General features: G+C 74.5%; 17 protein-coding genes. 16 read left to right on the forward strand and 1 reads right to left on the reverse strand.

Translation table 11 applies throughout. The features are described from left to right. The 13 genes from ACFUVW_RS08965 to ACFUVW_RS09025 form a co-directional block, all read left to right on the forward strand. A partial coding sequence (locus ACFUVW_RS08965; protein ID WP_430570981.1) for a DUF58 domain-containing protein occupies positions 1-1,213 on the forward strand: 1,213 nt, incomplete at its 5' end. After that, positions 1,206-3,773 (forward strand): transglutaminase domain-containing protein, encoded by a 2,568-nt coding sequence (locus tag ACFUVW_RS08970; protein ID WP_430570982.1) that lies wholly within the window; start codon positions 1,206-1,208, stop codon positions 3,771-3,773. The genes ACFUVW_RS08965 and ACFUVW_RS08970, both read left to right, overlap by 8 nt. Then, positions 3,770-5,218 carry an RDD family protein gene (locus ACFUVW_RS08975; RefSeq protein ID WP_430570983.1) on the forward strand — a complete coding sequence of 483 codons (1,449 nt, stop codon included), beginning with the start codon at positions 3,770-3,772 and terminating at the stop codon, positions 5,216-5,218. The genes ACFUVW_RS08970 and ACFUVW_RS08975 overlap by 4 nt, the downstream gene beginning before the upstream one ends. After that, positions 5,215-6,051, forward strand: a complete 837-nt coding sequence (locus tag ACFUVW_RS08980) for a PP2C family protein-serine/threonine phosphatase (RefSeq protein WP_430570984.1) — start codon at positions 5,215-5,217, stop codon at positions 6,049-6,051. The genes ACFUVW_RS08975 and ACFUVW_RS08980 overlap by 4 nt, the downstream gene beginning before the upstream one ends. After that, positions 6,048-7,790, forward strand: a complete 1,743-nt coding sequence (locus tag ACFUVW_RS08985; RefSeq protein WP_430570985.1) for a hypothetical protein — start codon at positions 6,048-6,050, stop codon at positions 7,788-7,790. Before ACFUVW_RS08980 ends, ACFUVW_RS08985 begins: the two co-directional genes overlap by 4 nt. Beyond that, the gene (locus ACFUVW_RS08990) at positions 7,791-9,422 is read left to right on the forward strand and encodes a serine/threonine-protein kinase (RefSeq protein WP_430570986.1); all 1,632 of its coding nucleotides are present in this window, start codon (positions 7,791-7,793) and stop codon (positions 9,420-9,422) included. Continuing rightward, complete coding sequence (locus ACFUVW_RS08995) at positions 9,419-10,129, forward strand: hypothetical protein (RefSeq protein ID WP_430570987.1); 711 nt, start codon at positions 9,419-9,421, stop codon at positions 10,127-10,129. Before ACFUVW_RS08990 ends, ACFUVW_RS08995 begins: the two co-directional genes overlap by 4 nt. Then, positions 10,126-10,392, forward strand: coding sequence for a hypothetical protein (locus tag ACFUVW_RS09000; RefSeq protein ID WP_430570988.1), 267 nt, complete (start codon positions 10,126-10,128; stop codon positions 10,390-10,392). The genes ACFUVW_RS08995 and ACFUVW_RS09000 overlap by 4 nt, the downstream gene beginning before the upstream one ends. Before the next feature lie 71 nt (positions 10,393-10,463). Further along, entirely contained in the window at positions 10,464-14,936 is a 4,473-nt protein-coding gene (locus tag ACFUVW_RS09005) for an FtsK/SpoIIIE domain-containing protein (RefSeq protein WP_430570989.1), read from the forward strand. 109 nt (positions 14,937-15,045) lie between these two features. After that, complete coding sequence (locus tag ACFUVW_RS09010; protein ID WP_430570990.1) at positions 15,046-15,375, forward strand: hypothetical protein; 330 nt, start codon at positions 15,046-15,048, stop codon at positions 15,373-15,375. Then, positions 15,368-16,795 (forward strand): hypothetical protein, encoded by a 1,428-nt coding sequence (locus ACFUVW_RS09015; RefSeq protein ID WP_430570991.1) that lies wholly within the window; start codon positions 15,368-15,370, stop codon positions 16,793-16,795. Before ACFUVW_RS09010 ends, ACFUVW_RS09015 begins: the two co-directional genes overlap by 8 nt. A gap of 14 nt (positions 16,796-16,809) precedes the next feature. Continuing rightward, positions 16,810-17,421, forward strand: coding sequence for a hypothetical protein (locus ACFUVW_RS09020; protein ID WP_430570992.1), 612 nt, complete (start codon positions 16,810-16,812; stop codon positions 17,419-17,421). Then, entirely contained in the window at positions 17,418-18,089 is a 672-nt protein-coding gene (locus tag ACFUVW_RS09025; RefSeq protein ID WP_430570993.1) for a hypothetical protein, read from the forward strand. Before ACFUVW_RS09020 ends, ACFUVW_RS09025 begins: the two co-directional genes overlap by 4 nt. Before the next feature lie 18 nt (positions 18,090-18,107). On the opposite strand, the gene ACFUVW_RS09030 is transcribed toward ACFUVW_RS09025, so the two are convergent. Further along, positions 18,108-18,755, reverse strand: coding sequence for a hypothetical protein (locus ACFUVW_RS09030; RefSeq protein ID WP_430570994.1), 648 nt, complete (start codon positions 18,753-18,755; stop codon positions 18,108-18,110). Between the two features lie 204 nt (positions 18,756-18,959). Here ACFUVW_RS09030 and ACFUVW_RS09035 point away from each other — a divergent pair, with 204 nt between their 5' ends. The 3 genes from ACFUVW_RS09035 (at position 18,960) to ACFUVW_RS09045 (ending at position 21,759) form a co-directional block, all read left to right on the forward strand. Continuing rightward, on the forward strand, positions 18,960-19,718 hold the full coding sequence (locus tag ACFUVW_RS09035; protein WP_430570995.1) for a hypothetical protein: 759 nt from the start codon (positions 18,960-18,962) through the stop codon (positions 19,716-19,718). Positions 19,719-19,785: 67 nt separating this feature from the next. Continuing rightward, positions 19,786-20,082, forward strand: coding sequence for a WXG100 family type VII secretion target (locus ACFUVW_RS09040; RefSeq protein ID WP_430570996.1), 297 nt, complete (start codon positions 19,786-19,788; stop codon positions 20,080-20,082). A 264-nt stretch (positions 20,083-20,346) separates the two neighbouring features. Then, a complete protein-coding gene (locus tag ACFUVW_RS09045) occupies positions 20,347-21,759 on the forward strand; it encodes an FAD-dependent oxidoreductase (RefSeq protein ID WP_430570997.1) in 1,413 nt (470 codons plus the stop codon). The last annotated feature ends 55 nt before the right edge of the window (positions 21,760-21,814 follow it).

The following is a 21,814-nucleotide window of genomic DNA, read 5'->3' on the forward strand; positions in this document are numbered from 1 at the left end:
CCTCCGGCGCGCGGGGGGCGGCCTCCGCCCCCTCGGCGCGCGCGCCTGGGTGCGCGTCGCTCCCGTGCTGGGGGTCGTGTCGCCCTTCGGCTGGGTCGTGCTCGCCCTCACCGCCGCGGCCTGGTGGGCTGGCGTCGACCTGCACTGGGAGGAGTGGGCCGTCGTCGCCGTCACCGTGACGGTGGCGCTGCTCGGCGCCGTCGTGTTCGTGCTCGGCCGGCTGCGCTACGACGTCACGCTCGACGTCGCGTCCCGCCGGGTCGTCGTCGGCGACCGCGCGGTCGGGCGCCTGCTGGTGCGCAACGGCTCGTCGCGGTCCATGCTGCCGGCGGTCATGGAGCTGCAGGTGGGACGGGGGATCGCGACGTTCCCGGTGCCCCGCCTGCGCCCGGACGCGGAGCACGAGGAGATCTTCGCGGTCCCGACCCACCGCCGCGCCGTGATCCCCCTGGGCCCGGTGCGCTCGGTGCGCGCCGACCCGCTGGGACTGCTGCGCCGCGAGCTCACCTGGACCGAGCCGGAGGAGCTGTTCGTGCACCCGCGGACGCTTCCGCTGTCGGGCTCGTCGACGGGCCTGCTGCACGACCTGGAGGGCCGGGTCACCCCCGACATCTCCGACTCGGACGTGTCGTTCCACGCGCTGCGCGACTACGTGCCCGGCGACGACCGCCGGCACATCCACTGGAAGTCGACGGCCCGCACCGGGCAGCTCATGGTGCGGCAGTTCGAGGAGACCCGCCGCTCGCGGCTCGCGGTCATCCTGTCGACGCGCGAGGACGACTACGCCGACCTTGAGGAGTTCGAGCTTGCCGTGTCCGTCTGCGGGTCCCTGGGCCTGCAGGCCATCCGGGAGGACGGCGGCCTCACGGTGCTGGTGCAGCAGGGCCGCGTCCGCGGCGACCACCGCACCCGCCTGCTCGACGACCTCACCCGGCTCGAGCTCACGCCGGCGCGCACCAGCCTCGCGGAGGTGGCGCGCGTCGCGACGGCGACCGTGACGGACGCGTCCGTCGTCGCCGTCGTCGTGGGCAGCCGAGTCACCCCGACCGACCTGCGGGCCGCCGCCGTGCGCCTGCCCGTCGACGCCCGACTCGTCGCGATGCAGTGCGTGCCGGGGGCGTCGGTGAGCCGGGGCCGGGTGGCCGACATGCAGGTGCTCACGCTCGGCGAGCTGCCGGACCTGCCGAACGCTCTGCGGAGGATGAATGACTGAGGGCACCGCCCCCGGCCCGGACGACCGGACGTCGCACGCCGCCGCTCCGGGGGACACCGGCACCACGGGCGGCACCGGGCGCACCGGCGGGACCTCGCGCACCTCGGTGCGCGCCGGGACCACCCGCGGGAGGGGCCGGGAGGCCGACCGGCTGCGCGCCCTCACCGGGGCCGGCGCCGTCGACGGCCTCGTGCTGGTCGCGCTGCTGGGTGCCGTGGCCGTCGGCTTCGGCCCCGCCTGGGGGACCACCGGGTACCTCGTGCCGGCCGTCGGCGGCGCGCTCGTCGGCCTGCTGGTCGCGTGGCTGGGCGCCTGGCTGCGCTGGTCGGTGCTCCTGACGGCGCTGACGACCGTCGTGGCCTACTTCCTGCTCGGTGGCGTCCTCGCCCTCCCGGCGACCGCGATCGGCGGCGTCGTGCCGTCCCTGACGACGCTCCAGGAGCTCGCCCTGGGCGCGGTGCACGGGTGGAAGAGCTTCGTCACCACCGTCCCGCCGCTCGCGTCGTTCCCCGAGCTGGCGGTGGTCCCGTACCTGCTGCTGCTCCTCACCGGCGTGCTGGCGGGGACGATCGCGTGGCGCGCTCGCCTGGCCGCGTGGGCCCTGGCCCCGGTCGTGGTGGCGTTCGCCGGCGTCGCGCTGCTCGGCACGATCCTGCCGGCGTACCCGCTGGCGCAGGGCCTCGTGGTTGCGGTCGTCGGGCTGCTGTGGGGCTCCTGGCGGGCCGCGGAGAGCCGCATGGGCGCGAACCGCCTGCTGTCGGACGCGAGCCGGTCGGCCACGCGGCGCCTGCGGGCGCAGCGGCTGCGCGGCGGTGCCGTGCTGCTGGCGGTCGGCGGGGTGGTCGCCGTGCTGGCCGCGCCGCCGCTGGCGCACGGCGAGCGGCTCGCGCTGCGCGAGATGATCACGCCGCCGCTGGACCTGCACCAGTACACGAGCCCCCTCGTCGGGTTCCGTCACTACACGAAGGACCTCAAGGACGTCGAGCTCTTCACGGTGACCGGGATGCCGGAGGGCGGGCGCGTGCGGCTCGCGACCCTCGACGCGTACGCGGGTACCGTCTACGACGCGTCCAGCGGGGGCGCCGCCGGCGTGTTCAACCGCGCGGGCGAGGTCATCGACACCGTCGCGCCGGGCACCCGGACCCCCGTCCAGGTGACGGTCACCGGCTACTCGGGGGTCTGGCTCCCCGACGTCGGGCAGATGGCCGGCGTGCGCTTCTCCGGGGAGCGGGCCGCCGAGCTCGCGTCCAGCACGTACTACAACTCCACCTCGGGCACGGCCCTGTCCACGGCGGGCCTGCGCCCCGGCGACTCGTACGAGATCGACGCGATCGTCACGCCGCCGCCGTCCGAGGAGGAGCTGGCGTCGGTGCCGATCCTGGACGTGGACCTGCCGAAGGCGCAGGACGTGGCGGACGCCGTGCCCGCCATGGCGGCGCAGTTCGCCGCCGACGCCACCGAGCCGTTCGAGAAGCTCGTCAACATCCGCGACACGCTGGTGGCGACCGGGGTGTACTCGAGCGGCCTGGAGAACCAGCCGCCGTCGCGCCCCGGCCACTCCGCCGCGCGGATCGACACGCTCCTCGCGCAGGACGAGATGGTCGGCGACGACGAGCAGTTCGCCGTCGCGTTCGCGCTCATGGCGCAGCGGGTCGGGGTGCCGGCGCGCGTCGTCATGGGCTTCTACCCCGAGAAGGACGCCGTGGCGGCCGGTGAGCCCTACACCGTCACGGGCGGCGACGTGCACGCCTGGGTCGAGGTCCCGTTCGAGGGCTACGGCTGGGTGCCGTTCGACGTCATCCCGGACGAGGACAACAAGGTGGAGCCGCTGCCGCGGTCCAAGCAGGTGCCGAAGCCCCCGGTCCTCGAGTCGCCGGAGTCGCCCGAGGAGCCGCCGCAGGCGGAGGCGGGCGACGTCGAGGAGGACGACCAGGACGAGGACCAGTCCGCCATCGACTGGCGCCAGGTCGCCATGATCGCCGTCGCGGTCGCCGTACCCCTCGCGATCCTGCTCGCGCCCCTGCTGCTCATCCTCGGGTTCAAGCGCCGCCGCCGCGGGAAGCGGCGCACCGCCCCCGAGCTCGCCGACCGCGTGAGCGGCGGGTGGCGCGAGGTCGTCGACGCCGCGACGGACCTCGGTGCGGGCGTGCCGCGGGCCGCGACGCGCCGTGAGAGCGCCCTGCTCCTGGCGGAGCGGCTCCCGACGGCGGCACCGACCACGACCCGGCTCGCGCACCGGGCCGACGCCACCGTCTTCGGTGCGGGCGCGCCCTCCGACGAGGAGGTCGCGCAGTTCTGGGCCGAGGTGGACGACGCCGTCGGGACGATGCGCGCCGGCGTGCCCTGGCGGCAGAGGGTGGCGGCGCGGCTGTCGCTGCGCTCGGTGCGCGGCGCCGACGCGCCGTCCGTGCGCACGGTCGTCCGCCGCTGGCTCGCGGCGGTGCCCGCGGCCGTGGGGCGTGCGGGCAGGGCGGCGGTCCGCCCGGTGCATGACAGGATGGCGCGCGCCCGGCGCCGCGACGACCGCGCCCGGCGCACCCGGCGGCAGGAGGATCGATGACGACGACGTGCACCGCGTGCGGTGCGAGCGGCCAGAGCGGCGCGTTCTGCTCGGTGTGCGGCACCCCGACCGTGGCGACGGCCTACCGGACGCCGGGCCCGCCCACCGGGAGCCTGGAGGTGACCACGGAGCCGGAGCTGCGCGAGCGCACCCGCCGGGCCCCCGACGACCTGGCCGGCGGAGCCCGCCGGGGTGCCGCGGAGCCGCCGCTGGCCGGTGTCGGCCGGCGCGCGGGGGCGTACGTGATCGACCTGCTGGCGCTCTCGCTCGTCGCGGGCGTCGCCGTCGCGGCCACCGCGCTCGCCGTGCGCCTGCCGGCGCGGGTCGCGGACGCGGCGGCGGCGACCACCGCGATGGGGGCGGAGGCGGCAGTGCGCGACGCCGCGAGCGCCTACCTCGTGGTGAGCCTCGTGGGCGCCGCCGTGAGCGTGCTCGGGTGGGCCGGCCTGGCGCTGTGGGACGGGCTGGCGGGCCGGACGCTCGGCAACATCGTCCTGGGGATCCGGACCTTCTCCGCGGACGGCGGCGGCCCGGTCGGGGCCGGTCGCGGGCTGCTGCGCTGGCTCGTGCTGGCCCTGTGCGGCGTGGTGCCGCTGGCCGGGACGGTGCTGGTGCTCGTGTCGCCCACGTTCGACTCGTCCGGGCGCCGGCAGGGCTGGCACGACAAGGCCGCCCGCAGCGTGGTGCGCGACGTCCGCGGCGCGTCACCGCGCAGCTTCGCGCCCGCGTCGCCGTCCGCGCCCGGCCCGGCCGCCGAGCGGTCGGCCCCGGCGCCGGAGGACCTGTGGGCGTTCCCGGCGGGGCAGCCGGCGACGGGCGGTCTCATCACGGGCGTCCCGGGCGCAGCCGCGGCCGGGGCCGACGCCCCGCCGGAGGGTGGCGTCGAGGCACAGACCGTGCACCGCGCCACGCCGGACGCCTTCGTCGCCCCGGCCCCGGCCCCGGCACCCGCAGAGCCGGCCCCGGCACCTGTCCCGGCTCCGGACCCGGCGCCGGTCCCCGTGGCGCGGCCCGAGGCGCCGGAGCCCGCCGACGACCTGGACGACCTGGAGGCCACCCGGTTCAGCGTCTCCTCCCGGCGCAGCGCGGGCGACGAGAGCCTGCCGCCGCGGATCGTCGTCGAGGTCGCCCCGAACCGCCGGGTGCACGTCGCGGCGCGCACGCTCGTGGGCCGTCAGCCGCAGCAGGACGGCGGCGCACCCGCCACGCTGGTGCGCGTGGAGGACCCGACCCGGTCGGTGTCCAAGACGCACCTCGAGCTCCTGCCCAGCGCCGGCGGTCTGCAGGTCACGGACCTCGGCAGCACGAACGGCAGCGCGGTCATCGCGCCGGGCGGCCAGGTGCAGGAGCTGGTGGCCGGCCGGCCGGTGACGGTCGCCGCCGGCTGGGTCGTCCAGGCGGGCGAGCGGCGGCTCACCGTCGTCGGGCAGGACGCCGGAGCATGACGACGCCGGCGGTCAGGCTCGGGCTGCTCTGGGGCGCGGCGACGCACCAGGGCGCTCGACGCACGCTCAACGAGGACTCCTACCTCGCCCGCGGTTCCGTCTTCTTCGTCGCCGACGGGATGGGCGGGCACGACGCCGGCGAGGTCGCGAGCTCGGCCGCGGTCGAGGCGCTCGCGCCGCTCGGGAGCTCGGAGGTCGTGGGCGTGCAGGAGGTGCGGTGTCGCGTGCGCGCGGCGCACGACGCCGTGCGGGCCATCGAGACGGCGCCCGGCCGCGGTGCCGGCACCACGCTCTCCGGTGTGGCGCTGACCGACCAGGGCGGCGAGCCGTACTGGCTCGTGGTCAACGTCGGCGACTCCCGGACGTACCGGTCCGCGGACGGCGTGCTGGAGCAGGTGAGCGTGGACCACTCCGAGGTCCAGGAGCTCGTGGACGCCGGCCGGATCACCGCCGAGCAGGCGCTCACGCATCCCCGGAGGCACGTCGTGACGCGCGCACTCGGTGCGCCCGACGACCCGGAGCCCGACTTCTGGTTCCTCCCCGTGCGCGCCGGCGACCGGATGCTGGTGTGCTCGGACGGGCTGACGGCCGAGCTGCCGGACCGGCGCGTGGCCGAGGTGCTGATGCTCGAGCCGGACCCGCAGTCGGCCGCGGAGCGGCTGGTCGGCGAGGCCCTGGCGGCGGGTGGCCGGGATAACATCACGGTGCTCGTGGTGGACGCCACGGGGCTGACGGACGCCCTGGAGCTCACGGCGCCCCGGGACGGGCGCGCCGACCACGACGACGAGGACACGGTGCCCCGGCGGTCGCCGTGGAAGGGGGCCCTGACGTGACCGTGCGCTACGTGATCGGACCGGCGTACGCGGTGGTGCGCGGCGGCGCCGTCGTCGTGCTGCCGGAGAAGGTGACGCCGGAGCTCGTCGAGGAGCTGTGGACGGCCCTGGGGGAGCAGGCCGGCGTGGTGCCGGTGCTCGAGGTGCTCACGGGGTCGTTCGGTGCCAGCCTCGCCTCGCTCCCACCCTTCGCGATCGCGGTCGCGGACGGCCGGCGCGTGCAGGTCGCGAGCCGCGGCGCCACGTCCGTGACGGTGGCGCGGGTCGACGGGCGCGACCACGTGTCGGGCGAGGGGGTGACGACCTGGGCGGAGCGGACGTTCGACGACGTCGTCGACCTCGCCGTGCAGGTCGGCGTGACCGAGCCGGACGACCTCGTCGACGCTCGAGCCCTCCCGCTGGACGCCGGGGTGGTCCTCGTGCGCTCGGTCGGCGCCCGCCTCACCGACGACGCGCTGCCCGCGGCGCCGGCACGCCGGGCCGAGCCGGTGCCCGAGCCCTGGGAGGACGCCGACCTCGCCCCGCCGGCCGACGCGCCCGCCGCGACGCCGTCGCCCGGACCGGCCGCCGTCCCGTCGCCCGTGGCCTCGGTGCCAGGGCTCCCCGACGGCGCGGACGCCCCCGAGGCGACCATCGCTCCCGAGTCGACGATCGCCCCGGAGGCGACCGTCGCGCCCGGCCCGGCGGTGACCGCCGGCGACGTGCCGCGCCCGGCGACCGACCCGCCCGCCGCGGGTGCCGAGGAGGCCGGCGACGCCGCGGACGAGGCTCCCGTGGAGGAGACCACCGGCTACGGCCACCTGTGGGGCTCGACCGTGCACCGCGCCGTCGAGGCCGCGGCGGTGCGACCGCCGGACGAGGACGACGACGAGGACGCCGACGCGCCCGCCGACGCGCCCGCCACGGCAGGTGAGCCCGCGGGGTCCGGCGACCACGACGACGCCCCGGAGGGCCAAGCCGCCCAGGGCGATGCCGCCCCGGAGCCCGCGGCCGTGCCGGCGTCCGGCGACGCGGCGGCGACCGACGGGGCCGTCGGCCCGTCGCCGGAGACGATCGCGCCGTCCGCCACCATTCCCGGCACCGTGACCGACAGCGCGACCTCCGGTCCCGTCCCGGCCGTCGACCCCGCGGGCGCGGAGGAGGTCGACGGCAGCACCGTGCTCTCGTCCGCCATCGCGGACCTGCGGGCCGCCGCAGGTGCGCAGGCCGCGGCCGGGGCGACGCCGGACCTCGCGCCCGCGGGGCCGGGCCCGTCGTTCGCCCCGGCGCCGCAGCCGGGCCGCCCGATGATCCTGGCGCGCTCGTGCACGACGGGGCACCCCAACCCGCCGCAGCGGGACGACTGCGCCGTCTGCGGGCAGTCGCTCGTGGGCGACGCGCGGCAGGTTCCGCGCCCCGCGCTGGGCGTCATGGGCGTCTCGGGCGGGCCGCGCGTCACGCTGGACCGGCCCGTCGTCGTCGGCCGCCGTCCGCGGTCGCCCCGGGCCACGGGCGACGACCTGCCCCGGCTCGTCACCGTCCCGAGCCCGCAGCAGGACATCTCGCGCTCCCACGTGGAGGTCCGGCTCGAGGGCTGGCACGTGCTCGTCAGCGACATGAGCACCACCAACGGCACCACGCTGCTGCGGGCGGGGCAGCCGCCGCTGCGGCTGCACCCGGGCGAGCCGGTCCTGGTCGTCTCGCGCGACGTGGTCGACCTGGGCGACGGTGTGACCCTGACCTTCGAAGGGATCCTCTGAGTGAGCCGCAAGCGTCCGCCGTCCCCGCCGCCCGAGATCGAGGGGTTCGAGTACGTCTCGCTCATCGGCTCGGGTGGCTTCTCCGACGTCTTCCTCTACCAGCAGCGCCGGCCGCGCCGTCGCGTGGCCGTCAAGGTCCTGCTGCACGAGTGGACGAACGAGGGGCAGCGGGAGGCGTTCGAGGCCGAGGCCGACCTCATGGCCACGCTCTCGACCCATCCGTCCATCGTGACGATGTACGAGGCCGACGTCGCCGCGGACGGCCGCCCGTTCCTCGCGATGGAGTACTGCTCGCGGCCCAACCTGGGCGCCCGGTACCGCAGCGAGCGGCTCAGCGTGCCCGACGTGCTGCGGATCGCCGTCCAGGTCGCGGGAGCGGTCGAGACCTCGCACCGCGCGGGCATCCTCCACCGGGACATCAAGCCCGCCAACATCCTCGTCACGGAGTACGGGCACCCCGCGCTCACGGACTTCGGCATCTCCTCCACGCTCGACGACGCCGGCCTGGCCGAGGGCATGTCGATCCCCTGGTCGCCGCCCGAGTCGTTCGCCGAGCCACCGCGCACGTCGGTGGCGACCGACGTCTGGGGCCTCGCGGCCACGACCTACTCCCTCCTCGCGTCGCGGACCCCGTTCGAGGTCCCGGGCGGGTCGAACTCCAGCGCGGACCTCGTGGCACGGATCGAGTCGGCGCCGCTGCAGCCCACGGGGCGCAACGACGTCCCGGCCGCGCTCGAGCGCGTGCTCGGCACGGCGATGGCGAAGAACCCGGACGCGCGGTACCCGACCGCGCTCGCGTTCGCCCGCGCGCTGCAGGCGGTGCAGACGGACCTGTCGTTCGCCGTCACGCCGATCGACCTCCTGGACGACCGCGGCCAGGTGCGCGACGACGACGGCGGCGCGCCCGATCCCGGTGACGAGGACGAGGTCGGCACCCGCCTGCGCGAGGTCGTCTCGGTGGACCCCCGCGGGCCCGCCGCGGCCTCCGGGGGTCTGGTCACGTCGGCGCCCGCGGCCACGTCTTCGGGGTCGTGGGCCGCCTCGGCCCCGGCGCCCACCACGACCGCCGGGATGCAGGGCGCGCTGGCCGACGACCTCGGGGACACCGTCCACCGGTCGATGGTGCCGTCCGCGCCCGCCGCCGGGCAGGTCGGCGCGGTGGCGGCTCCCGCGCCCGCCGCGCCGGAGGCGCCCCGCCGAGGCCGGGCCTCCACGGGGCTCGTCGTCGGGCTGGTCGCGGTGGTGGCGGCCCTCGGGATCACGCTCTCCGTGGTGCTGTGGCCCGACGCCGCCCCGCAGCCGGGCGACGACCCGACGCCCGTCGCCGCCGGGGCCGGCGACGACCCCGCGCCGCCGGCGGACAACCTGGGCGGGCTGGTGCCCGCCGTGACGGAGCTCGAGGGCAAGGTCACGGGCGACAAGGTCGTGTTCACGTGGACCAACCCCGACCCGGTCGACGGCGACACGTACGGCTGGCGGGAGCCGAAGGCCCTGGAGGAGGCCCACTACCAGCAGGTGAAGGAGCCCACCGTCACCGTCGACAAGGCGGACGCCGGGGAGACCTGCGTCGAGGTCGTCATCGTGCGCCAGGGGGCGTTCTCGATCGAGCCGCAAGGGATGTGCGTCCCGTGAGCGACCTCGCCGTGGAGTTCGCGGGGGAGTGGTTCCGGCCCGATCCCGACGCCGTCTTCGAGATCGGGCGCGAGGGCGACCTCGCGCTGGACGACAACCCGTACCTGCACCGGCGGTTCCTGCAGCTCACGCACGTCGCGGGGCTGTGGTGGCTGGGGAACGTGGGTGCGCGCCTGTCCGCGACGGTCTGCGACGCGGCCGGGGGCGTGCAGTCCTGGCTCTCGCCGGGGACGTCGTTGCCGATCGTCTTCCCGTCGACGTCGATCGTGTTCACCGCCGGCCCCACCACCTACGAGGTGCTGGCCCGCCTCAGCCCCGCCCCCTACGCGGAGATCCGCTCCGAGGAGCCGGAGGGCGGCGCCACCACGATCGGGATGATCCCGTTCACCCTGAGCCAGCGGCAGCTCGTCGTCGCGCTGTGCGAGCCGATGCTGCGCCGCGACGGCACGGGGCTGTCCGAGCTCCCGTCGTCGGCGGAGGCCGCGGCGCGCCTCGGGTGGACGACGACCCGGTTCAACCGCAAGCTCGACAACGTGTGCGAGAAGCTCGACCGGGTCGGGGTCAAGGGGCTCCGGGGCGGCTCGGGCGGGCTCGCGACCAACCGTCGCGCCCGGCTCGTCGAGTACGCCGTGGCCTCGCGTCTCGTCACCGCCGAGGACCTGCCGCTGCTCGACGTCGCCGACGACGACCCGAAGGACGCCTCGTGAGCGGCAGCGGCGAGCGGGCTCCCGTCGGCCGGCTCACCGTGGCCGCCGCGATCGGCGCGGGCGCCGTCGCGCTCGTCGTGGTCCTGACCGTCGGGCTCCTGCGCGACGGCGTGGGCACGGGCGACCCGGCCGACGTCTGGCGGGGCCTCGGCCGCGTGCTCACGGACGCCACCACCTGGCGCGTCGTGGGCCTCTCCGCGGCGCTCGGCGCCGCGGTGGCCGCGCTCGTGGGCGGTCTCGCGCGCAAGGGGCCGCGCGGCTGAGCCGGCCGGGCCGGCCGGCGCCACCCACAGCCAGACAGAACCAGTCCTGATCGAACGACCCGAGGAGAGCGATGCGCGTCAAGGTGACGCTCCGGCGCCCCGACACCACGCACGACGACGTCGTCATCACCGCGGACGCGGGCGCGACCATCGGCGAGGTGGCGTCGACCCTCGCCCGCGTCGACCCGGGCGGCACGGGCGCCGCCGGCGCGGGCCGCCGGACACTCGAGGCCCGGCTGCCCGGCCAGGACCGACCCACCCGCCTGCCGGCCGACGCCGCGCTCGGCGAGGCGTGGATCGGCTCCGGCGCCGAGGTGGCCGTCGTCGACCTGGACCGGCCGGGTTTCGACTACCAGCCGTCCCGTGACGTGCGTGCCTCGCTGCGGTTCGCGGACGGCGGCGTGATCGACCTGCCGGAGGGGAGCTGGACGCTCGGCCGGGCGCCGGGCTGCGACGTCGTGCTCAGCGACCCCCTCGTGTCGAAGCGCCACCTGCGGCTCGACGTCTCTGACGTCGTCGACGTCGTCGACCTGGGCTCGGCGAACGGCCTCCTGGTCGACGGCGACCACGTGCAGCGGCTGCGCGTCGAGGGCAGCCAGCGGGTCACCGTCGGCGACACGGTGATGACGATCGAGCGCCGGCGGCCGCAGACCCTGTCCGGCGTGGCGCCGAAGGCGGGCCCGGTGCCGTTCACCCGGTCGCCGCGGGTCGAGGCGCGCTACCGGGGCGAGGAGTTCGAGTCGCCCGACGTGCCGAGCGAGACCGAGCCGCAGCCGTTCCCGCTCCTGGCCATGCTGGCGCCTGTGCTCATGGGCGGTTTCATGCTCGCCATGGGCCGCGGTCCCATGGGCCTGGTGTTCATCGCGCTGTCGCCGATCATGCTGATCGGCAACTACCTCACGCGGAACCGGCAGACCAAGAAGCGCAAGGAGCGCGACATCGCGCGGTTCGAGGAGCGGCTCGACGCGCTGCGCGACGCGCTCGGCGGCGAGGAGGAGACGGAGCGCTCGGTACGCCTGCGCGAGGCGCCGGCCACGCAGCACGTCTTCGCCGAGGCGATGCGGCACGGCCCCATGCTGTGGACGCGCCGCCCGGAGCACTGGAGCTTCCTCAACGTGCGCTTCGGCATCGGCACGATGCCGTCGCGCAACACGGTGAAGGACACGGCCAAGGGCGCGCTCATCAAGGAGTACCAGGAGCGCCTGGACGCGGTCGTGGACCGGCACGCGAACGTCTCGGGCGTGCCCGTGGTGGAGAACCTCTACGACGCCGGCGCGCTCGGCTTCGCCGGCCCGCCCGCCGCGGTGGCGGGCAGCCTCAACGCCGTGCTGCTGCAGCTCACGGGCCTGCACTCGCCGTCGGAGCTGGTCGTCACCGGCATGGTGAGCCCGGTGTGGACGCGGCACCTGCAGTGGCTCACGTGGATCCCGCACACCTCCTCGCCGCAGAGCCCGGTCGAGGGGCACCACCTCGCGGACTCGGCGAGCGGCGCGGCGCGCCTGGTCGCCGAGCTGGAGGAGCTCGTCACCACGCGCCTGCGGGCGGCCCGCGGCGGCGCCCAGCGGCGCGGCGCGATCGACGAGGACGACGCGGCACTCGAGCGGGGCGCCGAGGTCGGCGGCAAGAAGGCGGAGGCCGGCACGAGGTCGCCCGTGCCCGCGGTCGTCGTCGTGATCTCCGACGACATCGACGTGGACCGCGCGCGACTGGTGCAGCTCGCCGAGCAGGGGCCGGACGCGGGCGTGTACCCGCTGTGGATCTCCGCGGACACGGCCTACCTGCCCGCCGCGTGCCGCACCTTCGTCGACCTGGGGGAGCACGGCCCGCGCGTGGGCATGGTGCGCCTCGGGCGCTGGGTGGACGACGTCGAGCTGGAGGAGGTCGACGCCGCGACCGCACTGGACTACGGCCGCCGGCTCGCCCCGGTGTTCGACGCGGGCGCGATCGTCGCGGACTCGTCGGACCTGCCGCGCTCGGTGACGATGCCGGCGCTGCTGGGTCACGAGCTGTTCGAGGACCCGCACGCCGTGCTGGAGCGCTGGCGGCAGAACCTGTCCGTCTACGACCGCACCCAGGCGGCGCCGCGCAAGCGTGCGGGGTCGCTGCGCGCCATCGTCGGCTCGGCCGGTCTGGACGCCCAGCACCTCGACCTGCGCACGCAGGGGCCGCACGCGCTCGTGGGCGGGACGACCGGCGCGGGCAAGTCCGAGTTCCTGCAGGCGTGGGTGCTCGCGATGGCGGCGGAGTACAGCCCGGACCGCGTGACGTTCCTGTTCGTCGACTACAAGGGCGGGTCGGCGTTCGCGGACTGCGTGCAGCTGCCGCACTGCGTCGGCCTGGTCACGGACCTCTCGCAGCACCTCGTGCTGCGGGCGCTCACGTCGCTGCGCGCCGAGCTGCACCACCGCGAGCACCTGTTCAACCGCAAGAAGGTCAAGGACCTGCTCGAGCTGGAGAAGCGGGGCGACCCGGAGACCCCGCCGGCGCTGGTCATCGTCATCGACGAGTTCGCGGCGCTGGTGGGCGACGTGCCCGAGTTCGTCGACGGCGTCGTCGACGTCGCGCAGCGCGGCCGCTCGCTGGGGATCCACCTCATCATGGCCACGCAGCGGCCCGCGGGCGTCATCAAGGACAACCTGCGCGCCAACACCAACCTGCGCGTGGCGCTGCGCATGGCCGACGAGTCGGACTCCAGCGACGTCGTCGACATCAAGGACGCGGCGCACATCGACCCGGCCATCCCGGGGCGCGGCGTCGTGAAGACCGGGCCGGGACGGCTGCAGGCCTTCCAGTCCGGCTACGCGGGCGCGTGGAGCACCCGCGAGCCCGAGCGCGCCGCGATCGAGGTGGCGGGCCTGCACTTCGGCCGCGAGGAGCGGTGGGAGGAGCCGGTCGACCCCGCCGCGGTCGTCGACGACGACGTGGACCTCGGCCCCAACGACCAGCAGCGGCTGGTGGCCCGCGTCACCGAGGCGTTCGAGGCGGGCCGCCTGCCCGCGCCGCGGCGCCCGTGGCTCGACTCCATGGCGGACGCGTACGACCTGACGCGGCTGCACCAGCGCACGGACACCGAGCTGCTGATCGGCGTCGCGGACATCCCGGAGCAGCAGGCCCAGCGGCCGGTGTACTTCGTGCCCGACGTGGACGGCCACCTCGGCGTCTACGGCACGGGCGGGGCCGGCAAGAGCACCGCGCTGCGCACGCTGGCCGCGGCGGCGGGCATCACGCCGCGCGGCGGCCCGGTCCACGTCTACGGGCTGGACTTCGCGGCCGGGGCGCTGCGGATGCTGTCCGCGCTGCCGCACGTCGGCACGATCGCCCGCGGGGACGACGTCGAGCGCGTCGTCGGGCTCATGCGGATGCTGCGCGACGAGCTGCAGCGCCGCGGCGAGGCGTTCGCCGCCGTGTCGGCGTCGAGCGTCACCGAGTACCGGCAGCTCACCGGCCGCGCCGACGTGCCGCGCATCCTGCTGCTGGTCGACGGGTTCCCCGGCTTCCGCGACGACTTCGAGGTGGGCGCCGGCCGCGCCGAGTGGTTCGACGTCTTCCGGGACATCCTCAACGACGGCCGCGCGCTGGGCATGCACGTGGTGTTCACCGCCGACCGGTCCGGCGCCGTGCCGACGTACGTGCGCTCGATGGTGCAGCGGAACCTGCTGCTGCGGATGACCGACGACGGGTACCTGGCGTTCAACGCGCCCCGCGATGTCATCACCGCCGACTCGCCGAACGGGCGGGCGCTGCTGGACGGGCTCGAGGTGCAGGTCGCCGTCATCGGCGGCACGACGTCGGTCTCCGCGCAGGCCGCGGCCACGGAGAAGCTGGGTCAGTCGATGCTGCAGGCGGGGGTGCGGCCCGCCCCAGAGGTGCGGGTGCTGCCCACCGAGTACGCGGCGGGCGAGCTGCCGCCGCAGGTGGACGGCCAGCCGGTGCTCGGCCTCGACGGCATCACGCTGGGCCCCGTGGCCTTCGAGCCGAGCGGCACGATGGTCGTCGCCGGCCCTCCCGGGTCGGGGCGCAGCAACGCGCTGGTCGCGATCGGCCGGGCGGTGCTGCGCGCCAACCCGGACGCGCGGCTGTACCTGTTCGCGCAGGGCCGGTCGGCGATCGCGGACAAGTTGCCCTGGACCGAGGTGGCCACGGGCGTGGAGAAGGTCAAGGCGCTCGCCACGGACCTGCTGGCGGCCGTCCAGGACGAGGACGTCGACCCCGGCATCGTCGTGCTCGTCGAGGGCATCAACGAGTACCTGCAGTCCCCGGCGGACAAGCCGATCCAGGACCTCACCAAGGCGATCCGCAACAGCGACCATCTCCTGGTCGCCGAGGCGGAGACGGCCGGCTGGGCCGCCACCTGGCCGCTGCTCGGCGAGGTGAAGAACGGGCGCCGCGGCCTCATCCTGCAGCCCGAGAACCTCGACGGCGACACGATCCTCAAGACGTCGCTGCCCCGCGCGGGCAAGGGGGAGTTCCCCGTCGGCCGCGGCGCCTGGATCGCGCGCGGCAAGCACACGCGGGTGCAGCTGCCGCTGGTGCTGGACGAGTGAGCGGCGCCGGGGTCGATGGGGAGACCTCCCCATCGACCGGCGCCGGAGCGCTCGGCTACGGTGCTGCCCGGCGGCATGACGACGAGCTGCGTGACGACGAGGGGGAGCTGTGGCCGGGTACGACCTGTCCATCAACATGGAAGAGTTGCGCACTCTTGCCGAGGATCTGAAGACGATCAAGGAAGAGTTCGAGGGGGCCGACGACAACTCGGAGGCGGCCGCCGACGCGACCGGTCACGACGAGCTGCGCGACAAGGTCCAGGACTTCGCGGACAAGTGGCGCATCAAGCGCGAGGAGATGACCGAGAACGTCGTCAAGCTGCAGGGCATCATCAAGCAGATCGTGGACACGTTCACCGAGGTCGACACCGAGCTCGCCAAGGCGCTCGAGGAGAAGGCTGCGGACGCCACGGAGTACAAGGGGGCCACCAGTGTCTGACGCGCAGTGGCAGAAGCTCGACGGCGAGCCGACTCTCGTCCGGACCAAGGGCGAGAAGTACCAGGAGATCGCCGACGCCATCAACCGCGCGAAGGCCACGCTCGACAAGATCGTGGACGACGCGAGCACGACGGCGAAGTCGATGGACGCGACGAAGTCGCTGGCCTCCGACGTCCGCGAGGACATCACCAAGGCGACCGACCGGTACCGCTACACGGGTGAGGCCCTCGTCGACTACGCCGGGCCCCTCGACACGGCCATCTCCGACTCCGACACGGCGGCGACGAAGATCGCCGAGTACGAGTCCGAGCTCAACGGGGCCCGCATCGCCGCGAACAACGCGCAGTACCACAAGGACGGCCTGCGGGACGACGCCTCCGACGCCGACGTCGACGAGGCCAACGACGACCTGACGGCGGCGAACGATCGCGTCTCCGACCTCGAGCAGTCGCTCAGCTACTGGCAAGGGCAGTGGGAGTCTGCCAAGAGCGCCAAGGACTCCGCCGCCCGCACGGCGAAGGACAAGATCGACGAGGTCGTCACCGGGGACAAGGTGAACGGCCTCGAGGACAGCACCTGGGACAAGATCAAGCACGTCGCCGCGTCCCTGTACAAGGTCTTCAAGATCATCTGCGACGTCGCCGGCATCCTGGCGATCTTCCTGTCCTGGGTCCCGGTCCTCGGCCAGGTGCTGCTGGTGCTGGCCGCCATCGGCTCGATCCTCACGATCCTGGAGACGATCGTGCAGTTCGCCAAGGGGGAGATCGGCTGGGGTGGCCTGCTGCTCGGCGTCGGGCTGGGGGTCGCGGGCCTCTTCGGCGGCAAGCTCGCCGGCACGCTCACGGACGTCGCCAAGGCGCGCGCGATCACCAAGGCGGCGAACCTGACGAACTCGCAGACCCGCCTCGCGACCCGGCTCGCCGGCAACGTGGACGACGGCCTGCAGATGATCACGGACGCCCGGGCCATGGCGAACAACGCCGACAACCTGCTCAGCATGAAGTCGGTCCTCAAGTCCCCGTTCCAGCGCTCCGACGCGATGGCGGAGATGTTCGAGCTCCGCAAGGCAGGGAACCTGACGTTCATGGAGGGCCTGTCGCGCGCGGGCAAGGAGGCGTTCGTCTTCCCCCTGAAGAGCCCGTTCGGCGGCAGCAGCGACCTGCTGCGCAACCCGGTGCTCTACCACAACGCGGACGGGCTGGTCGGCGCGGCGGTGACGATGAACCTCGTCGACTTCGGCGCGAACGCCTACAAGGCGGGCGACGGTTTCGCCAAGGCGTTCAGCGGCGAGGACGGCTGGAAGCAGTACGAGTCGTCCGTGGGGGTCGCGGGCCCGGTCACGAACGGCCCCTACGTCAACATTGCCCAGATGCCGAGCAAGGTCGTCGACTGGGCAGGCCAGCTCGACTCGATCGTCTGACCCGGGAGCGTGCGATGAGCGGACCGATCACCGAGTTCGGCATCGGCCTGCCGGAGGGCTGGCACGTGCTGCCCTCCGGCCCGGTGGAGCCCGGCTGGGCGCAGGAGACGGCGCACGCGATCCTGGCCGGTCACGACGTGCCCGACGGGACCGCGGACGATCTCGCGGCGCGCCTGACCATGGTCAGGACCAGCGTGGACGCCACCGGGGTCACGGGGGCGAGCACGGCGGTGCTGGTGGAGAGCCCGGTGGCGGGCTTCGTCCAGGCCATGCTCACGATGGTCCTCGGGCGTCGGCTGGCGCCGGACACGTACGACGAGCAGCTCGCCCATGTGGCGGAGGGGCTCGACGACGCACAGGTCATGGGGCAGCAGGCCGTCGAGGCCACGGTGCCCGCCGGCGCGGTGCGGGGCGCGCACTTCCTCATCGGGCACCTGCCGCAGGACGAGGACGTGGCCGGCGTGCACCTGGAGGAGCGCGTCCACCTGGGGGTCTTCCCGCCGGGGTCGCCGGACATGGTCGACATCACCGTGATCGCCGCGAGCGTCGGCGTGTTCGAGGACCTGGCGAGCGCGGCCGTCGGGCTGGTGGAGGGGTTGGACGTGACGACTGGGGCGACGGCATGACGCGGCAGGTCCGGATGGCGCCGGAGGGGCTGCGCATCGTCCTGCCCGGCTCCTGGACGCGGATCCCGCTCGACGACCCGAAGCGGACGGTCGAGCACGTCAAGCGACTGGTGAAGCGCCAGGCGGGGAACGCGGACCGCCTGGCCCGCGTGCGCCGGGAGACGGTGCAGGACCTCGTCGCGTCGGCGCGCGACGCGGTCCAGATCGGCGTGCACACCTACTTCATGTCGCTCGAGATCCTGCCGGGCGTGCCCTTCCCCGCGGCGCTGCTGTTCCGCGACGAGGACTGGCCGAAGGCGGCGCGCGAGCAGGCGGCGTCCGGCGACCGTGCGGGAGCCCTCGAGACCGCTTACGAGGGCCTCGAGCTGGGCGACGCCCGCTACGGGCCGTTCGGCCGTCGGTACGAGGTGGGCTCGCAGCAGGTCGGCGAGGAGGAGATGCTCACGCTGCGGCTCGAGTACTTCGTGCCCTACCCGGACGGCTCCCGGGTGCTGCTGGCCCGCGCCAACGTCCCGAACGTGCCGCAGGCGGAGCCTTTCGCCCTGCTGTTCAACGAGATCATCGACTCGCTGGGCTTCCCGGAGCCGCAGGACCACGACGGCGACCAAGACCAGGACCAGGTCGACCGGGACTCGCCCGCTCAGATCGAGGAGCCCGGCAGGGTCTGACGGCGCGCGCGGGGCGGGTCACGCCCGCCCGCGGTCCTGCCCGCGCGCCTTGTCGGCGTCGATCTCCGCCTGGAGGCGGGCGACCTTCTCCGCCCGGGCCGCCGCGGCGTCGGGCGCGGCGGCCTCCCATGCCGCCTCCAGCTCCTTGCGGGCCGACGCGTCGCCCCCCGCCGCGCGCCAGGCCATGCGGTGCACCGCGTCCGCGCGGCCGGCGTCGCGGCCCAGGACCGTGCGGACCTGCATCACGATCTCCCCGTTGACGGGCCGGGCGTGCGCCGCGGCGTCCGCGAGAGCCTGCGCCGGGCTCGCCGCTCCGTCGGCGCGGGACCGGCCGCGCGCGAGGGCGCGCAGCAGCACCAGGCTCACCGGGGCGAGGATCAGCCCGAGGGTGACGCCGGAGGCGACCCGCCAGACGACGGAGGCCGGGCCGACGGCGAGGGTGATCCCGACGCCGACGACGACGCAGATCACGTACCACCAGAAGCCCAGGCGCTCGAGCCCACGGAACCACCCGGGCACCGGGCCGGCGAACCCGTCCAGCGCGGCGTCGACCCGGACGACGGCGTCCCCGACATCCGTCCGGCCCGGGGCCGTGACGATCGCGCGCCCGCTGCGGCTCCCGTCCACCAGCCAGTCCACGCGAGCAGTGGCTCTCTCGGTTGCCATCGAAGCCTCTCGGTCGTCGCAGGGGTGCACCCGCACGGTGCCTGACCGACTGTAGGGCACCGCGCGGTCCGTGGTGGCCTGCCGCCCGGGGTTGTCGGTACTGTGCTGGCCCACCGGAGGGGACCGGGGCCGGCGGTGCGCCGCGGCCGTCCGACGGGTCGACCGGGACCGACCGAAGAGACGACCGAGCTGGAGGTGCCGGGCATGTCGCTGTCCGAAGCGAGGACCGCCGAGGGATCCGGGCGGGGGGCCCCGCCGTCGCGGGCGGCGCTCCTGTGGCGTCCGGTCGGCTACTTCTGCCTCGCCTGGGCGTGGGTGCTGCTCTGGCTCGTCGCCGTGCTGCTCGCTCCGGGGGCGATCGTCTACGTGGCCCTGGACGACGAGATCATCCTCGGCCAGGTGCTGGGGGAGACGCCGGTCTTCGGCTGGGTGATGCTCGTGCTGGTGGTCGTCCCGATCCTGGCGGCGGTGATGGGCCCGGCGGCGTCCTTCTACCTGCCGACGATGGCCTGGCCGCTGGCCCTCCTGTGCTTCACGTACGCGTTCCGGGCGCTGCGTCCCTCGTACGCCGGGGAGCGGCTCTCGCACACGACGCACGCCCCGCGCGGAACCTCCCTGGGGCCGCCGACGATCGGCACCGTGGCGCTGTCCCTCAAGCCGCTCCGCCCCAGCCGGTTCACGGACGGCCTCATGAAGTGGTACATGGCGGGCTGGTCGCTGGAGATGCCGACGTTCCTCGCCGCGCTGCCGGCAGGGCTCGGCTGGGTGCTGCTCTTCGTCTGGGCGTCGCGCGACATCGCGGATCCCGTGCGGGTGGCCTGCCTGGCCCTCGCGGTCGTGCTCGTGCTGCTCTCTGTCGTGCTCGTGGCCCGCGCGCTGCGCAAGGACTTCCGGCGGTGGACGCCCCGCGACGCCGTCGATGGGGAGTCCTCCCCATCGACGCGTGCTCCGAGCGCCCGCTAGGGTCGTCACCGACGACGGATCGGCCGTAGGGGGCCGGCCGAAACCACGCACGAGCTGAGGAGTTCTCATGGCGAACATGAACGTCACGTACGACGAGCTGCGGACGCAGGCGGGTCAGCTGCGCAACGGTCAGCAGCAGATGACCGACATCCTGCACAACCTGCAGACCCAGGTGAACAACCTCGTGTCCTCCGGCTTCGTGACCGACCAGGCGTCGGGTGCGTTCCAGACGTCGTACGAGGAGTTCACGACCGGCACCACGCAGGCCATCGAGGGCCTCGAGGGCATGGCGTCGTTCCTGGAGCAGGCCGCGCAGACGCTGTCGGACGCGGACTCGCAGCTGGCGCAGGGCATCCGCGGCTGACGTCGGTCGGCGTACCGGCACCAGCCGGACGATCGAGGGGTGGTCCGTCTCGACGGACCGCCCCTCGACGTCTGTCTGCGAGACGGTACGTGTGCCCGAGGCACGCAGGACCGTTGGGCGAGACGATGCGTTCATCCGGTGAGACGGTTGTGGCATCCTGGGTAAGGCTGGACCCTGACAGGTGAGGTAAGCCTCACCCGATCGCAGGAGAATCCTCCTAGAATCGAACGCCACGCATCCCCGATCCGGAAGGCGTACCCCGCAGTGAGCAGCATCCGACCTCTGCGCGTCGCGATCGTCGGCGCAGGCCCCGCCGGCATCTACGCCGCGGACATCCTGTCGAAGACCGACCTCGACGTGAGCATCGACCTCTTCGAACGCCTGCCCGCGCCGTTCGGCCTCGTGCGCTACGGCGTCGCCCCGGACCACCCGCGCATCAAGCAGATCATCACCGCCCTGCACCGCGTGCTGGGCCGCGGCGACGTCCGCCTGCTGGGCAACGTGGACTACGGCGTCGACCTCAAGCTCGACGACCTGCGCCAGTTCTACGACGCGGTGATCTTCTCCACCGGCGCGATCAAGGACCACGAGCTGCCGATCCCCGGCATCGACCTCGACGGCTCGTACGGCGCCGCGGACTTTGTGTCCTGGTACGACGGGCACCCCGACGTGCCGCGCACCTGGCCGCTCGAGGCCAAGGAGGTCGCCGTGCTGGGCGCCGGGAACGTCGCGCTCGACGTCGCGCGCATCCTCGCCAAGCACGCGGACGACCTGCTGCCCACCGAGATCCCCGCCAACGTCTACGACATCCTCAAGGCCTCGCCGGTCACGGACGTGCACGTCTTCGCCCGCCGCGGCCCGGCGCAGGTGAAGTTCTCCCCGCTGGAGCTGCGCGAGCTCGGCCACGTGCCGGACGTCGACATCGTCGTCTACCCCGAGGACTACGACTTCGACGAGGGCTCGATGGCCGCCGTCGAGTCGTCCAACCAGACCAAGCAGGTCGTCAAGACGCTCACGGACTGGACGCTCGTCGACCCGTCGACGCAGAAGGCGTCCCGTCGCCTGCACCTGCACTTCCTGCACGCGCCGGCCGAGATCCTCGGCTCCGACGGCAAGGTGGTGGGGCTGCGCACCGAGCGCACCGCCCTGCAGGGCGACGGCACCGTCAAGGGCACGGGCGAGTTCCACGACTGGCCGGTCCAGGCCGTCTACCGCGCCGTCGGCTACTTCGGCTCGCCGCTGGCGGAGATCCCCTTCGACGAGCTCAAGGGCGTCATCTCCAACCGCGAGGGCCGCGTCGTCGACCTCGACGGCGAGCACCTGCCCGGCGTCTACGCCACCGGCTGGATCAAGCGCGGCCCGGTCGGCCTCATCGGCCACACCAAGTCGGACGCGTCCGAGACGATCCGCCACCTCGTGGAGGACGTCACGGGCGTGGGCGACGGCGGCGACGTCGCGACCGGCGACCTCGCGGCCGGCCGCACTGCCACGCAGGCGGACCCGCAGGCCGTGCTGGACTTCCTCGCCGACCGCGGCGTCGACGTCGTCGAGTGGGACGAGTTCGTGCTGCTCGACGAGCACGAGAAGTCGCTGGGCGAGCCGCACGGCCGCGAGCGGATCAAGGTCGTGCCGCGCGAGGAGATGCTGGACATCGCGAAGGGCCGCGCGTCCTCCTGACGCCGAGATAGAGAACCCGGACCCGCGAGATAGAGAGGCTCGGACGCCGCCGCGC

It is taken from the genome of Isoptericola sp. NPDC057391 (assembly GCF_042668085.1).
In the GTDB taxonomy this organism is placed as follows: domain Bacteria; phylum Actinomycetota; class Actinomycetes; order Actinomycetales; family Cellulomonadaceae; genus Isoptericola.

Excerpts from the sequence above, each read along its gene's own strand:
- ACFUVW_RS08970 (WP_430570982.1), top strand. The coding sequence starts at position 1,206 with ATGACTGAGGGCACCGCCCCCGGCCCGGACGACCGGACGTCGCACGCC.
- ACFUVW_RS08975 (WP_430570983.1), top strand. The coding sequence starts at position 3,770 with ATGACGACGACGTGCACCGCGTGCGGTGCGAGCGGCCAGAGCGGCGCG.
- ACFUVW_RS08980 (WP_430570984.1), top strand. The coding sequence starts at position 5,215 with ATGACGACGCCGGCGGTCAGGCTCGGGCTGCTCTGGGGCGCGGCGACG.
- ACFUVW_RS09005 (WP_430570989.1), top strand. The coding sequence starts at position 10,464 with ATGCGCGTCAAGGTGACGCTCCGGCGCCCCGACACCACGCACGACGAC.
- ACFUVW_RS09020 (WP_430570992.1), top strand. The coding sequence starts at position 16,810 with ATGAGCGGACCGATCACCGAGTTCGGCATCGGCCTGCCGGAGGGCTGG.
- ACFUVW_RS09025 (WP_430570993.1), top strand. The coding sequence starts at position 17,418 with ATGACGCGGCAGGTCCGGATGGCGCCGGAGGGGCTGCGCATCGTCCTG.
- ACFUVW_RS09030 (WP_430570994.1), bottom strand. The coding sequence starts at position 18,755 with ATGGCAACCGAGAGAGCCACTGCTCGCGTGGACTGGCTGGTGGACGGG.
- ACFUVW_RS09035 (WP_430570995.1), top strand. The coding sequence starts at position 18,960 with ATGTCGCTGTCCGAAGCGAGGACCGCCGAGGGATCCGGGCGGGGGGCC.
- ACFUVW_RS09040 (WP_430570996.1), top strand. The coding sequence starts at position 19,786 with ATGGCGAACATGAACGTCACGTACGACGAGCTGCGGACGCAGGCGGGT.